Below are 14,533 nucleotides of genomic sequence, written 5' to 3'. Positions count from 1 at the left end.
CTCGATGGGCTGCGAGGTGAGCTGCTCGTAACCGACGACCACCGCTTCGTCGATTTCTGCCCAGGCAGGGCTGACGGACAGCAGGGCGCGGGCACGCGGGCCGGTCGCGTAGTCCAGGAACTGGGCGCTAGTCGGCGTAGCCTCCCAGAGCGGGCGTTCGTCGCCGCCGGCGCCGCCCAACCAGCGGGCGGTACCGGGCTCGTGCGGCGCGAAGTGCAGGATGGAGACCAGTACGTCCAGCGGGTGACGACGCACGACGACGGGCCGAACTCCATGCCGCTTCAATAGCTGCCGCATCGCGGGAGTCGGCAGCGCGTGGAGGTGCAAAACACCGCGTCGGGGGAAGGCGTTCCAACGGACCTCTTCCGGCACAAAGGCGGAGAATTCCTCAAGTTGGAAGGTCGTCCCGAGCAGGCAACGCAGCCAGGTGCTGCCGGAACGAGGCGTGTTCAATAGCGCAAGTCGCAATTGATCGCCCTCCTGGTGGCCGGTTCTTCGAGGTCCGCTGCCGCGCCCCGGGCGATTCGCGCCGAGAGCTGACGTGCTTTTTTGTCGGCGATTGGGCGAAGCGAATTGAGCAAAACGGCCAGGTGAATGATCTTAGCGTATGGTCAGCCGTCGAGCCCGTCAAACTGGTGAAGATTGCGCCAAATTGCGCTCATTTCCGTAAAAATTTGCGGAATCACTCAAGGCGGCGTTTCGCTTCCGCACGGCGTGCAGTGGGTCGGTCCCGAGGTTATCATCTGCTATCCAGCCGGGTCGGCGATCCCGACCTTGATTCTTTCTCTTCGCATGAGTGACCCACCGATGAAAGCAAACCTTCTGGCTTTGGTCGCGCTGTCGTTGACATTTTTGCCCACAGTCAACGTGCAAGCAGCGACGCCGCACGGCATTTTCACCGATCACATGGTCCTGCAGCGCGAGCTGCCAATCCCCGTTTGGGGCACTGGGCAGCCGGGCGAGAAGGTCTCCGTGCGGATGGCCGGTCACAGCGCCGAAACGACCGTCGACGATCAAGGCCACTGGCATGTGGAACTTGACGCACTGCCAGCGGGCGGCCCGCATCGACTGGTGATTGAAGGGCATTTCCGCGCGGCCGTGCGCGACGTGCTCGTGGGCGAAGTTTGGCTGGCGAGCGGCCAATCGAATATGCAATGGACGATCAATCGAAGCTCTGAAGCAGAGAAGGTAGTGGCCGCTTCGAGCCATCCGAACATCCGCTTGTTCACGGTCCCGCGCCGTTCGACAGAAGAGCCGGAGTGGAACGTGAATGGCGCGTGGGAAGTGTGCGGACCGGAATCGACGCCGGAGTTTTCCGCCGTGGCATATCACTTCGGCGTGGCGCTGCATGAGAAACTAGGCATCCCGATCGGCATGGTCAGCACGAACTACGGCGGCACGCCGGCCGAGGCCTGGATGAGCAAGGAGAGTCTGGCGGCGAACGAGATGGTGAAGTATTACGTCGATCAGCCGCGCGATTTGAGCAACGCGCAACGCCCTTATGGTCTCTACAACGCGATGGTGCATCCGCTCGCGCCCATGGCCGTTCGCGGGGCGATTTGGTATCAGGGGGAATCGAACGCTGGCCGGGCCTACGAATACAAAACGCTATTTCCGGCGATGATTGCCGATTGGCGGCGTGCGTTCCGTCAGCCTGAAATGCCGTTCCTGTTCGTGCAGCTTGCGCCTTTCATGGACAAGACCAGCGAGCCCGGCGACAGCGAATGGGCCGAACTGCGAGACTCGCAGCGGCTTACCGCCCAGAACGATAAGCGAACAGCGATGGCGGTGATCACGGACGTCGGCGATGAGAAGGACATTCACCCGGTCTGGAAGCAACCGGTCGGCGAACGATTGGCGCTGGCGGCCCGCGCGATCGCGTATGGCGAGGAAGTCGAATTCCAAGGTGCGGAGCCTGACACCCAACATGTCGGCAACGCATTGATCAAGATCAAGTTTTCTCACGTCGCGGGCGGGTTGCAGGCGAAAGACGGCCCGTTGACCGGGTTTGCGATCGCTGGCGAGGACGGGAAATTCGTGAACGCCACGGCGGAGATCGTCGGTCAAGATGAAGTTGACGTGCGCAGCGATGCGGTGCCGGAGCCGAAGTACGTCCGCTACGGCTGGGCGAATTTCCCGCAGGGGAACCTCTGGAACGGCGCCGGATTGCCGACGAGTCCGTTCAAGACCGATGAATTCCGCTGGACGACGCAGCCGAAGTAGCTTGGCGGTTTAGCCGTTGTTTCACCACGGAGAACACGGACGACCATGAGAGGGAAAGGCCGAATGTCAAAGCTCGAATGTAGAATGTATCAGTAGTGGCGTTGCACGATGAACCAGCCATTCAATCTTTCGACATTCGGATGTGATTCGTCACTCCGATTTCGACATTCGCCATTCTTCCCTCCCCCTCCGTGTTCTCCGTGACCTCCGTGGTGAATAATATGTTCGACCATGCCCATCCGCGTTTCCAATCTTCGCCTCAGCATTGACGAGACCGAGGCTGCGCTTGTGGAGCGGTTGGCGTCGGTGCTAAATCTCCGCCGCGAAGAGATCCCGCACTGGCGGATGTTGCGGAAGAGCCTTGATACGCGCGACAAGCGCGATCCGTCATTTGTCTATTCCGTCGAAGTCCAGGCGACGGCCGATGAAGGGCGCTTGGTAGAGATTGCGCAGCGGCAACGGCGCGGCGCGAATGTGGAGCTGTATGTCGAGCCGCCGTTCGAATTGCCGCCGTCAGGCGATCGGCCACTTGAGCACCAGCCCGTCGTAATTGGGTCCGGCCCCGCCGGGCTCGCCGCAGCGGTGTTTCTCGCCGAGGCCGGCTATCGTCCGCTCGTGTTGGAGCGCGGGCGGGAAGTGCGCGCGCGGATTCGCGACGTGAAGGCGCTGGAGGCCGGCGGGGAGATTGACCCTGAGAGCAACTATCTGTTCGGCGAAGGAGGCGCGGGCACTTTTAGCGACGGGAAGCTGACTTGCCGGTTGACGGGGCCGGACGTGCGGCGCATTTTAGAATTGTTCGCCGAGTCGAAGGGGAAGCCAGGCGTGCTGTATGAGCACCGCCCGCACTTGGGAAGCAATCGCTTGCCGGCGGTGGTGAAGGCGCTGCGGCGAAGGATCCTGGCGCACGGCGGCGAAGTGCGGTTCGAGTGCCGCGTCGAAGATTTCGACATTGCCGACGGGCAACTGCGCGGGCTGCATACGTCGAGCGGTTACCTGCCGGCAAACGTGGCGATCCTGGCGACCGGGCACAGCGCGCGCGATACGTTTGAGATGTTGCTGCGGCGCGGCGTGGCAATGGTGCAGAAGCCGTTTCAGATCGGCGTGCGGATCGAACAATTGCAGGAGCAGGTCAATCGCGCACAGTACGGCGACGCAAGGCTGGAGGCCAAGCTGGGCGCGGCAGACTACACACTTGTTGCCAACGGCAAGCACGACCTGTTCAGCTTCTGCATGTGCGCTGGCGGTCAAGTGATTCCGAGCGTCTCGGAGCCGGGATGTTTTTGCACGAACGGCATGAGCCTGTCGCATCGCGCGAGTCCGTTCGCCAACAGCGGGCTGATGATCACGCTCGATCCGAGTGAATTCGGCGGCGCGGACATCCTGGCCGGGATGATGTTGCAGCGGAAGTATGAAGCGCTGGCCTTCGAAGCGGGACAAAGGCAGTATTTGTGCCCCATCCAGCGCGCGGATGATTTTCTGGCGCGGCGGATGACGCGCGACAAACCGGCGTCGAGTTACGAGCGCGGCGTAGTTCCCACGGCGCTCGCGGCGCTATTGCCGCCGCAGGTGGAGTTGGCACTACGCGAATGCCTACCGCAATTGGATCGGCGCTGGCGCGGCCGGTTTTTGGACGGGGCGACGTTGGTCGGGCCGGAAGCGCGCGGCAGCTCGCCGGTGCGGATTCTGCGCGACAAGGAGACGTTCGTCGCGCCGGGCGTCGAGGGACTCTATCCCAGCGGCGAAGGCGCCGGTTATGCCGGCGGCATCGTCAGCGCGGCAGTAGATGGGTTGCGCTGTGCAAAGGCGATTATCGCGCGCTATCAAGCGTTGGCGTAGAGTTCACGCCGCCACCGTCTCCTTTCGCGGAGCGAAAGGAGACTATGTCGCAACGCGCGCAACCTCGTCGAGGCGTGCTGCGATGGCTTCGGCGCCGCTGACTGGCGGTTGGCAGGTTGATCCGCTGCAGACATACAGAGTCGGCGCTGTCTGTCCTTTCTTCCCAGTGAATTGGGCGTCGAGCAACTTCGACGTTAACTCGCCGACTTTCACCGAGCGGAGCGCTACACTGGCGCGGGGCAGGAATTGGCGACGGAGCGCGGACAATGCTCGCTTGGTATCTGGACTGTCCCCATCGGCGAGGAACACCAGCTCTGACGACGGGCCAAGCTGGGCGTCGAGCGCCAGGAGCATCTGGCCCATGCCGGTTGGGTATTGGTCCAGGAAGCCGGCGGCGGCGCGCAAGGTTTGCTCCGCCGCGTCGGTAAAGCGCGCCTCGCCCGTTAGGCGACCAAGCTTCCCGAGCGCCGTGGCGGCGGCCGAATTGCCGCTCGGGACGGAACTGTCGAGGGCGTCCTTTTGACGCGCGATGAGCGTCTCGTGGCGATCGCTCGTGTAGTAGAATCCACCGCCGTTGGAATCTTGGAAATGCGCGAGGACATAGTCCAGAATCCGCGCCGCGTCGTCGATCCAGCGCTCTTCGAACGTGGCTTCGTAAATCGCCATCAAGCCGGAAGCGAGGCAGGCGTAGTCGTCGAGAAAGGCGTCGCCACGGGCTGTGCCGAGCCGGTAACTGTGAGCGAGTCCTCCCCCTGTGGTGCGCATGCTGGCGAGCAGGAATTCCGCCGCGCGGCGTGCGCCGTCGACGTATCGCGGCTCGTCCAGGACCGCGCCGGCCATCGCCATCGCTTCGATCATCATCCCGTTCCAGCTCAACAACCTCTTGTCGTCGAGACCGGGGCGCACGCGAGGTTCGCGCAATGACAAGAGTTTGGCGCGGCATTGCACCATTTCGCTGCGCAGCGTCGCTTCATCTTGACCGAGGATCTTGGCGCATTGCTCCCAGCTCTTCGGGCGGTTGAGGATGGTGTGTCCCTCGAAATTGCCCTCCGGCGTGACGTCATAAACGTAGGCGAAGCGGTCGAACGCCTCGCCGAGCGCCGCGCGGACTTCATCGGCCGACCAGACGTAGAACTTGCCTTCCTCGCCTTCGCTGTCGGCGTCCAGTGTGCTGTAGAAGCCCCCCTCCGGGCCGGTCATTTCGCGCAGGACGTAGTCGAGCGTTTCGCGCGCGACCGTGGCGAAATCCTTGTTGCCCGTCGCTTGATAGGCTTCCAAGTAGCAGGGAGTGAGCAACGCATTGTCGTAAAGCATCTTCTCGAAATGCGGCACGAGCCAACGCTCGTCGACGGAATAGCGATGAAAGCCGCCGCCGAGTTGGTCGTAGATGCCGCCCGCCGCCATTTTTTCCAGTGTCTGCGCGACCATCCCTAACAGACCTTCGCGACCGGTGCGTTGCCAGGCGCGCAAGAGCAGCCGCAGGTCCATCGGGTGCGGGAACTTCGGCGCGCCGCCAAATCCGCCGTGCGTGTGATCGAAGCTGCGCTCCAACGCGCCGGCGGCCTTCCAAAGTGTGTCGAGGCGGAGCGAATCCTGTTCCGGCTGGCCCCAGTTTTCGAGGCGACGAACGCTGTCGGTGAGATTCGCCGCGGTTTCTTGCACCTGTTCTTGGCGATGGCGCCAGGCGTCGAGCACGGCATGGAGAATGCGATCGAAGCCAGGCATGCCGCGGCTATCGCGCGGGGGCCAATAGGTGCCGCCGTAGAACGGTTTGAGGTCGGGCGTCAGAAACATCGACATCGGCCAGCCGCCGCGGCCGGCGATCATCTGCACGGCATGCATGTAGATTTGATCGAGGTCAGGCCGCTCCTCGCGATCGACCTTGATGCAGACAAAGTTTTCATTCAGCAGCTTGGCGATCTCCGCATCTTCAAAACTCTCGTGCTCCATCACGTGACACCAATGACATGCGGCGTAGCCAATCGAGAGAAAAATCGGCTTGCCTTCCGCGCGCGCTTTGTCGTGCGCCTCGCTGTCCCAGGGATACCAGTCCACCGGATTGTTCGCGTGCTGCAAAAGATACGGGCTGGATTCGCTGGCGAGACGATTGGGCATAAGAAGCCTTGTTGATTTGAACCGCGGAGGCGCCGAGGCGGAATGTCGAATTTCTAAATCTGAATGACGAATCAAATCCGAATGACTGAATGTCGAAGGGCGGATCGCACAGGAATACTATTCGTCATTCAAGCATTCGACATTCGGATTTGATTCGTCATTCGGATTTCGAAATTGGTCATTCCCCCCTCACGTCCTGACAGTAACTCTTTACGGCCCGGTCGATTTCCGCGCCAAGGTTCGCGTATTGTTTGACGAATTTGGGGACGCTGCCGCGGGTCAGGCCGAGCATGTCATAAGTGACCAGAACCTGGCCGTCGCAGTGCGGGCCGGCGCCGATACCGATCGTGGGCACCGAGACTGTAGCGGTAATCTCTTTCGCAAGCTCCGCGGGGATGCATTCCAGCACGATGCCAAACGCGCCGGCGCCTTCCGCGGCCCGGGCGTCGGCCAGCAATAGCTCGCGGTCGCGCTGCATTTTGTAGCCGCCGAGCTGATGGACACTTTGAGGGCGGAGGCCGACGTGGGCCATCACCGGGATGCCGGCCGCCACGAGCGTGCGAATCACGTCCGCCTGGTCCTGGCCGCCTTCGATTTTCACGGCCTGGCAACGGGTTTCCTTGAGAATGCGTCCGGCGGCGGCGACCGCTTCGTACGGCCCGAGATGATTGGTGGGGAACGGCATGTCCACCACGAGCAACGCCCGCCGGACGGCGCGACCGACCATTTCGGCGTGATAAATCATCTCGTCGAGGGTCACCGGCAGCGTGCTGCTGTGCCCTTGGATGATCATGGAGAGCGTATCGCCGACCAGAATCACGTCCACGCCCGCGGCGTCCAATAGGGCCGCCATCGGGAAGTCGTAGGCGGTCAGCACAGCGATTTTCCGCCCGGCGGCCTTGCGGGCCACGAACTCCGGCACGGTCATCTGTCGCTCCTGGTCGGGCATTGCTTCGAGCTTACTGATCGAGGGCGGTTCAATGGGTCAGCTCGAATTGTGACGCTCCCCCTAGGCCCTGGCAACCAGACGAGGCCGGCAACATCGTACCGACACTAGCCCGTAGCGCCAGCGAGGGAGAATTGACGCCGTCTACAAGAGAGGACGAAACTCTCAGTGTTGCCGCAGTCGGGCAACCGAGAGCTTCATCTCCACCAGTAGCCCAAATCCTCGCTCCCTCGCTTGCGCTACGGGCTAGTATCGCCAGCGGAACGCCAACTACACTAAGAGCCGTTCCAAAATTATTTGCGGCGGGAGTGCGAGTCGATGCGTTGCCGGGGCGTGCGCGGGGCCACTACGGTGCCGGAGAATAGTCGCGAGGAAGTCCTTAAGGCGACGCGGGAGCTGCTGGCGCTGATGATCCGCCGCAACGACATCGAGGCCGGCGACGTGGCGAGCGCCATCTTCAGCACGACCACCGATCTAAACGCGGAGTTCCCCGCGCTCGCGGCGCGTCAGCTCGGCTGGTACGACGTGGCGCTGCTTTGCACGCATGAGCTCGATGTGCCGGGCTCGCTGCGGCGCTGCATCCGCATCCTGTTGCACTGGAATACGGAGAAGCGCGCCGAGGAGATCATGCACGTTTACGTGCGCGACGCGGTGGCGCTGCGGCCCGACCGCTCGAAGTATCCCGAAGTGGATTGGGCCGAGCTCGAAGCCTGGATCGCCGAGCATCTCAACGAGCAAGGGCAACCGAAGAAGTAGTCGAGTGTGCGGCTTCGCTCGCCTACTGTGACTGAGTGGCGGATCGGCAATCGACGCCCACTCCACCGACCTCAGAGAGGTTGGTTTCAGACGAAGCTACAGCTTGCGGAGCGACGAGTATTCGTCCAGCGTGACGGTGGTCAGCGACCCGTCGGCGAGTTTCAGGACGATCAAATCGCTGTAAACCTTGTCGTCGAGGTTGCGGCGATAGTGCAGCCCATGGCGGCGGCGCTCGAAGCGTTCCACCGTGCCAACGGTCTGCGTTTCCCAGCTTTTCATTCCCACCTTGACGACATGCGTCACCTCGACCCGATCGCCGGGCTGGAGCTCGTTGATCTCCTCGCGTGTCGTGGGAATGAGGGTCATGGGGAAGTGGGTGGAGGAGTTAGTAGGTGGAGTAGGTGAAGTAGCATCTGCTTGCTTACTTCACCTACTGAAAACTGAACACTGAAAACTTCAAACTCCGCCTCAAACTTCCTTCGACTTGATCCAAGTCATCAGCCGGCGCAGTTGCTTGCCGACGACTTCGATCGGATGTTCGCGTTCGCGGCGACGGGTGGCCTTGAAGGACGGCGCGTTGGCTTTGTTTTCCAGCATCCAGTCGCGGGCGAATTCGCCGTTTTGGATTTCCTTGAGAATCTTCTTCATCTCCGCCTTGGTCTGGTCGGTGATGATCCGCGGGCCGCGGGTGTAGTCGCCATACTCGGCGGTGTTCGAGACGCTGTAGCGCATGTAGTTGAGGCCGCCCTGGTAGAACAGGTCGACGATCAACTTCAATTCGTGCATACACTCGAAATAGGCCATTTCGGGCTGGTAGCCGGCTTCGACCAGCGTTTCATAGCCGGCCTTCACCAAGGCGCTGACGCCGCCGCAGAGGACGACTTGCTCACCGAAGAGATCGGTTTCGGTTTCCTCGGCGAAGCTGGTTTCAATCACGCCGCCGCGCGTGCCGCCGATGCCCTTGGCGTAGGCCAGGCCCATGCGGCGGGTTTCATCGCTGGCGCCGGGGCTGAGGGCGATCAAGCACGGGACGCCGCCTCCCTTTTCGAACTCGCTCCGCACCAGGTGACCGGGGCCCTTGGGAGCGACCAGCAACGCGTCGACGCCCGGGGGCGGTTCGACCTGGCCGAAGTGGATGTTAAATCCGTGCGAGCACATCAGCACTTTGCCCGGCTTGAGCTTGGGGCGGATCGACGCACGGTACAGGTCGCCTTGCAACTCGTCGGGAACGAGAATGTTGACGAGGTCGCCCTTCTCGGTCGCTTCCTCGGCCGAAACCGGCTTGAAGCCGTGGCTCACCGCGAGATCGTAGTTCGGCCCGCCGGGGCGCTGCCCGACGACGACGGTCAGTCCGCTGTCGCGCAGGTTTTGAGCGTGGGCGTGCCCTTGGGAACCATATCCGACGATGGAAATGGTCTTCCCTTTGAGCACGGCGAGATCAGCGTCTTTGTCGTAGTAAATCGTGGCGGGCATGGCGGCTTTCTCGTGTGCGACGCGATCGCTTCAAGCGGCGTCGTGTTAGGTTCAAATGCAGAATGATGAACGATGAATGGGGCCAATTACGAGTCGTTGGACTCTTTCTCGCCGTTGGCTTCGCGGCTGCGGACCATGGCGATACGGCCGGTGCGGACCACTTCCAGGATGCCGAAGGGTCGCATCAGGTCGATGAAGGCTTCGATCTTGCGTTCCTGGCCGGAGATTTCGACCATCACGGCGTCCTGCCCGACGTCGACGATGCGGCCGCGGAAAATGCCGGCCAATTCGCGGACTTCGCTGCGGCCTCCGCCGGCCGGGGCTTTGACCTTGAGCAGCATCAGGTCGCGCTCGACGTAGTCCTGCGAACTGATGTCGTCCACGTGGACGACGGTGACGATTTTCTCGAGCTGCTTGCGGACCTGTTCCAGTTGCTCGTCGCTGGCTTTGACCACGAAGGTCATCCGCGAGAGGTTGGCGTCCTCCGTCTCGCCGACGGCCAAACTCTGGATGTTGTACCCGCGCGAGGCCAGCATCCCGGACACATGCGCCAGGACGCCCGGCACATTTTGGACGACGGCGGATAAGACATGACGCTTCACGCAAGCACTCCAGCGGCAACGAAAGAATCGAGCATGATAACTTGGGCAACGGCCTGCGGACAAGGGGCCTGGGGACGAGGTTCGGTGCGATTAAAGTTGCTTGCCGTCCCACCGCAACTCTTTATTTGGTGTAGGGTTATATCCGGTTGTGCCGCGGCCTAGCCGCGGTTAGCTGCCCCTTCCCACAGGCGATGCGACGGGCGATGGCTCGTCCTGCTATTTAATAAATGCGGTCGATTCTAAAATAACAACGGCGGATGTATGGTACTGTTTCAGGCGCCTGAAACAACGCCGCCAACCCGTATTTACGGAGGGTAAGCCAAATGCGCGCCGGCCGTCTCGCACTTCAGCCTACGGGATATAGAGCCTTTATCCCTGCGGATTTGCCGCCTTCTCCAGCCGTTGTCCTCGACGAGTCATTGCAACGCCTGCTGTCCCAGACAGACCGAGCTCTCGGCCGGTTGGACGGCGTCGCTTCGGTGCTCCCGAATGCGGACCTTTTCGTGGCAATGTACGTGCGACATGAAGCAGTATTGAGCTCCCAAATTGAAGGAACCCAGAGCACGCTGGAGGACGTCGTTGAATTCGACATCGACGACAGCAACCGCGAACGACCGAAGGACATTGAGGAGGTTGTGAATTATGTCGGGGCGATGAACTACGGTCTTGGTCGTCTCGCAACACTGCCTTTGTCACTCCGGCTAGTGCGCGAGATTCACGGAAAGCTATTGGCCGGCGTACGTGGTTCCGAACGCAGTCCAGGCGAGTTTCGCACCAGTCAAAACTGGATCGGACCCGCTGGCTGCTTGCTAAAGGACGCGGATTTCGTTCCGCCGCCGCCCGCGGAAATGACAGCGGCCCTGCATGCCTTCGAAGGCTTCCTGCGAAACGAATCGTCGTTGCCCATCCTGCTGCATTGCGGACTGATGCACGCCCAATTCGAGACCATTCATCCGTTTCTCGACGGGAACGGTCGCGTAGGTCGCTTGCTGATCACGCTATTGCTGTGCGAGCGTGAAGTACTTCGGCTGCCGCTGTCGTATTTGAGCTATTACTTCAAAGCCCGCAGAGCCGAGTACTATGACCGTCTTACGGCAATTCGCAACGGCGGCGATTGGGAAGGATGGCTGAAATTCTTTCTGCAAGGCGTTTTTGAGGTGAGCCAAGGGGCTACTGAGACTTCAAGAGAAATCCTGGACCTTCGGGAAAAGCATCGCAATCTCATCGGCCAAAAACAGCGATCAAGCGCATTCGGCACACGGCTACTGGACTATCTGTTTCGACAGCCGATCGTGTCGGTGCGCATGGCGGAAGAACACTTGAACTGTTCGTACCTTACCGCTTCGAACCTAATTGATGAGATGGTCGAACTTGGCGTCCTGTCCGAGATCACCGGCCGCAAAAGAAACCGCCACTTTCGCTACGAAGCGTATTGGAGCCTGTTCGATCGTCAACTCTTGCGTTCCGAGCCATAAAGCCAAGAAATAAAAGAAGTGGCGGTGACGGCGCAGGCAATCTCGTGCGTCAGGAACAGCGGGTACACCTAAGTCCCATCCCCACGCTGCTTCGCCGCCGCCAGCGCCCCGTTTACGTGCGCCCCATGCTTTTCATCCGCGTCCGGCCGTAAGGGCGGGCCGATGAGGGCTTCGATGTCCGTGTCGAGGAGGATTTCGCGCCGTTCCAGTTCGAGTGCGATGCGATCGAGTTTGTCGCGGTGTTCTTCCAGCACGCTTTTGGCGCGATCGGCGGCCTGGTGTAGAAACCGGGCGACTTCTTCGTCGATGGTGTGCGCCGTTTGCTCGCTAAATTCCCGTTGCTCATGGAATTCCTTGCCGAGGAACGGGTTTTCTTCGCTGGAGCGATAAGCCACCGGGCCGAGGCGTTCGCTCATGCCCCAGTGCGTGACCATGCGGCGGGCCATTTGCGTGGCGCGCTTGAGGTCGTCTTCCGCGCCGGCGCTGTATTCGTCAAAGACCAGCTTCTCCGCCGCGCGGCCGCCCATCATGAACGAGAGGCGCGCGTGCAGTTCGCGTTCGCCGATGTTGTAACGATCTTCTTCCGGCAAGAGTTGCGTCACGCCCAGTGCGCGACCACGGGGCACGACGGTGACTTTATGCACGCGATCCGCGCCGGGGATGATCCAGGCCAGCAATGCGTGTCCCGCCTCGTGATAGGCGGTCATCAGCTTTTCCTTGCCGGACAGAATGTCCTCGCGCGTCGAGCCCATCATGACTTTGTCGCGGGCGTACTCGAAATCCTCCATCTCGACGTGGGCCTTGTCTTGCCGAGTGGCCCAGAGTGCGGCTTCGTTGACGAGATTGCGAATATCGGCGCCCGTCATGCCGACGGTGCCGGCGCCCAGGCGTTGGAGATCGACGTCGTCGGCGAGCGGCACTTCGCGCGAGTGAACCTTAAACAGCGCGATGCGCCCTTTGAGCGTTGGGCGATCGACCGTGATGTGGCGATCAAATCGACCGGGACGTAACAGCGCCGGGTCGAGCACGTCCGGGCGATTGGTGGCCGCGACGACGATCACCGTTTCGGTCGGCGTGAAGCCGTCCATCTCGCTGAGGATTTGGTTGAGCGTTTGTTCGCGCTCGTCATGCCCGCCGCCCAGCCCGGCGCCGCGAACACGGCCGACGGCGTCGATTTCGTCGATGAACAAGATACACGGCGCGGCGTCCTTGGCAGTCTTGAACATATCGCGGACCCGGCTGGCGCCGACGCCCACGAACATCTGGATGAACTCCGAACCGTTGATGGCGAAGAACGGCACGCCCGCCTCGCCAGCCACCGCCTTGGCGAGCAACGTCTTGCCAGTACCCGGCGGGCCCATCAGGAGCGTGCCCTTGGGGATGCGCGCCCCGAGTCGTTGAAACTTCGCCGGGTTCTTCAGGAACTCGACCAGCTCCTGCAGGTCGTTTTTCACGCCTTCCAGGCCGGCGACGTCCTCGAAGGTGGTGCGCTGCTTGCCTTCTTCATAGCGCCGTGCGGGGCTCTTGGAGAATCCCGAGAGAATGCCGCCCCCCACGATCTGATCGCGCGTTTTGCGGAGCAGAAACCAGAAGCCGCCGACGAGCAAGATCGTGAGCGCGATCGAAAACAGCATGAACGTCGTGTTGTCGTTCGTCGGCGTCACATACCGGTACGGCACGCCCTTCTCGTTCAGCTTTTTCTCCAGCACCTCGAGCGCCGTGATGTACGTCGTGACCTCGAAGACTTCCGGCAACACGGCCGGCGCTTCGCCGATCTTGGTCGGTTTTTCCGGGTTCGGATTCGCCGGGGGCGCCTTGAACTTGCCGACTAGCACGTTGCCGCGAATTTGCAGTTCAGCGACGTTGCCCTTATCCAGTTGATCCCAAAAGAATGAGTAGTCGATCTCGTTGCGCGCGCTGAACTGCGTAAACAGCAACGCGCCCAGGATCACGCTGATCAGCAAAAACGGGATCGCGCGCGCCAGCAAGGACGGCATCCGCGGGCCGTCGGCCGGCGGACGTGTTGGATTTTCCGGGCGTTGATTCTCCATCGTCTTCCTTTCGGTCCCCCAGCGCAGCTCCGACGGCCTGGCAGCCGTCGAGCGCTTGCCAGCCCAGGCGTTTGCCCATACGGCTGGCGTTCAACTTGGATGATGGGCGTCGCGCCAGTGCGAATATGGCAGTGGCAATGCACCGCCGACCTCGCCCCAAAACGGGCTTTGCCTGCCCTCGCCGAACGCCCAAGCTACTGCGGCATTCTAGCTTATTGCTCACCGGTTTTCGACCGGGGCGACGCGGAAGTCCCTGCTAGAGCCAGTAGTTACGCCGCGGTGGGGCGTTGGACACCGCCGCTGACGCCCGGGGCGGCGGCTCGATAGGATAGCGTCTATGCAACCAGACCTGTCGGCTGCCTCACATCCGCCTGCCGCCGCGCCAACGCGGCGCGGGGTGGTCATCGTCGTCCGCGAAGCGGAACGGTTCCTGGTCATCCGGCGATCCGAGTTCGTCGTCGCCCCGCGCAAGCACTGCTTTCCCGGCGGGCACATCGAAGCGGGCGAGAGTGAGGAAGAAGCGGTGATCCGCGAGTTCCGGGAGGAGCTCGGCGGCCACGTGCTGCCCCAAGAGCCGCTCTGGAAAAGCGTCTCGCCGCGCGGCGTCCAGCTTTCCTGGTGGTCGGCCAATTTGGCGGAGGCCAGCCAGCCTTTGAAACCCGATCCGGCCGAGGTCGAAGCGGCCTTCTGGTGCAGCCCGGCAGAGATGACGGCGTTGCCCGAGTTGCTCGATAGCAACCGGACGTTCCTGGAATACGTCCTAGCTGGCACGATTCGCTGGCGCGCTTCGCCGTGATTTGAGTGAACTACTCATTCGCGATGCGGCGCGAGCTGTGCACGAATTAGCCCCGATAGGGGCGAGAGATAGTAGCCAGGGGTGCGAACCCCTGGAATTCGCGGCAGTCGGGTGAAACGAGCCTCAACGGGGCGACACTTTCTCGGCCTCCTCGACTCTTGACCGACATTTCCCAGATGGGTTGAGCCGGGAACCGCTCCAAGCTGGGAATGTCGCCTATTTTGACAAGCTGCGTCCCCCTCGGCAAGATTGTGCGGGAT

Annotated in this window: 12 protein-coding genes; 5 read left to right on the top strand and 7 right to left on the bottom strand. The window is 61.7% G+C overall.

Annotated elements, in window-relative coordinates; genetic code table 11:
- The coding region (locus SGJ19_23675; GenBank protein ID MDZ4783258.1) for a sulfotransferase at positions 1-468 on the bottom strand (468 nt) is incomplete at its 3' end.
- A 339-nt stretch (positions 469-807) separates the two neighbouring features.
- Here SGJ19_23675 and SGJ19_23670 point away from each other — a divergent pair.
- Positions 808-2,223, top strand: coding sequence for a sialate O-acetylesterase (locus SGJ19_23670; GenBank protein MDZ4783257.1), 1,416 nt, complete (start codon positions 808-810; stop codon positions 2,221-2,223).
- 231 nt (positions 2,224-2,454) lie between these two features.
- Positions 2,455-4,059: an NAD(P)-binding protein gene (locus tag SGJ19_23665; protein MDZ4783256.1), complete on the top strand. Its 1,605-nt coding sequence runs from the start codon at positions 2,455-2,457 to the stop codon at positions 4,057-4,059.
- A gap of 42 nt (positions 4,060-4,101) precedes the next feature.
- Here SGJ19_23665 and SGJ19_23660 read toward each other — a convergent pair whose 3' ends face one another.
- Together SGJ19_23660 and panB are read right to left on the bottom strand one after the other, a co-directional pair.
- On the bottom strand, positions 4,102-6,174 hold the full coding sequence (locus tag SGJ19_23660) for a thioredoxin domain-containing protein (GenBank protein ID MDZ4783255.1): 2,073 nt from the start codon (positions 6,172-6,174) through the stop codon (positions 4,102-4,104).
- Positions 6,175-6,352: 178 nt separating this feature from the next.
- Entirely contained in the window at positions 6,353-7,102 is a 750-nt protein-coding gene (panB, locus tag SGJ19_23655) for a 3-methyl-2-oxobutanoate hydroxymethyltransferase (protein ID MDZ4783254.1), read from the bottom strand.
- Positions 7,103-7,438: 336 nt separating this feature from the next.
- Between panB and aroH the strand changes: the two genes are divergently transcribed.
- The gene (gene aroH / locus SGJ19_23650; GenBank protein MDZ4783253.1) at positions 7,439-7,876 is read left to right on the top strand and encodes a chorismate mutase; all 438 of its coding nucleotides are present in this window, start codon (positions 7,439-7,441) and stop codon (positions 7,874-7,876) included.
- Between the two features lie 96 nt (positions 7,877-7,972).
- Here the strand turns inward: aroH and SGJ19_23645 are convergent, their stop codons facing one another.
- The 3 genes from SGJ19_23645 to ilvN form a co-directional block, all read right to left on the bottom strand.
- Entirely contained in the window at positions 7,973-8,242 is a 270-nt protein-coding gene (locus tag SGJ19_23645) for a hypothetical protein (protein MDZ4783252.1), read from the bottom strand.
- A 102-nt stretch (positions 8,243-8,344) separates the two neighbouring features.
- A complete protein-coding gene (gene ilvC / locus SGJ19_23640; protein ID MDZ4783251.1) occupies positions 8,345-9,349 on the bottom strand; it encodes a ketol-acid reductoisomerase in 1,005 nt (334 codons plus the stop codon).
- An 86-nt stretch (positions 9,350-9,435) separates the two neighbouring features.
- Positions 9,436-9,951: an acetolactate synthase small subunit gene (ilvN, locus tag SGJ19_23635; GenBank protein MDZ4783250.1), complete on the bottom strand. Its 516-nt coding sequence runs from the start codon at positions 9,949-9,951 to the stop codon at positions 9,436-9,438.
- 323 nt (positions 9,952-10,274) lie between these two features.
- Between ilvN and SGJ19_23630 the strand changes: the two genes are divergently transcribed.
- On the top strand, positions 10,275-11,426 hold the full coding sequence (locus SGJ19_23630; protein ID MDZ4783249.1) for a Fic family protein: 1,152 nt from the start codon (positions 10,275-10,277) through the stop codon (positions 11,424-11,426).
- Between the two features lie 68 nt (positions 11,427-11,494).
- On the opposite strand, the gene ftsH is transcribed toward SGJ19_23630, so the two are convergent.
- Complete coding sequence (gene ftsH, locus SGJ19_23625) at positions 11,495-13,477, bottom strand: ATP-dependent zinc metalloprotease FtsH (protein MDZ4783248.1); 1,983 nt, start codon at positions 13,475-13,477, stop codon at positions 11,495-11,497.
- Between the two features lie 337 nt (positions 13,478-13,814).
- On the opposite strand from ftsH, the gene SGJ19_23620 reads away from it, so the two are divergent.
- Positions 13,815-14,273 (top strand): NUDIX hydrolase, encoded by a 459-nt coding sequence (locus SGJ19_23620; GenBank protein MDZ4783247.1) that lies wholly within the window; start codon positions 13,815-13,817, stop codon positions 14,271-14,273.
- Positions 14,274-14,533: the final 260 nt, after the last annotated feature.

Source organism: Planctomycetia bacterium, from assembly GCA_034440135.1.
Lineage (GTDB): Bacteria > Planctomycetota > Planctomycetia > Pirellulales > JALHLM01 > JALHLM01.
The sequence above is the reverse complement of the archived record's forward strand: the minus strand, read 5'-3'. Positions and strand labels throughout refer to the sequence as shown.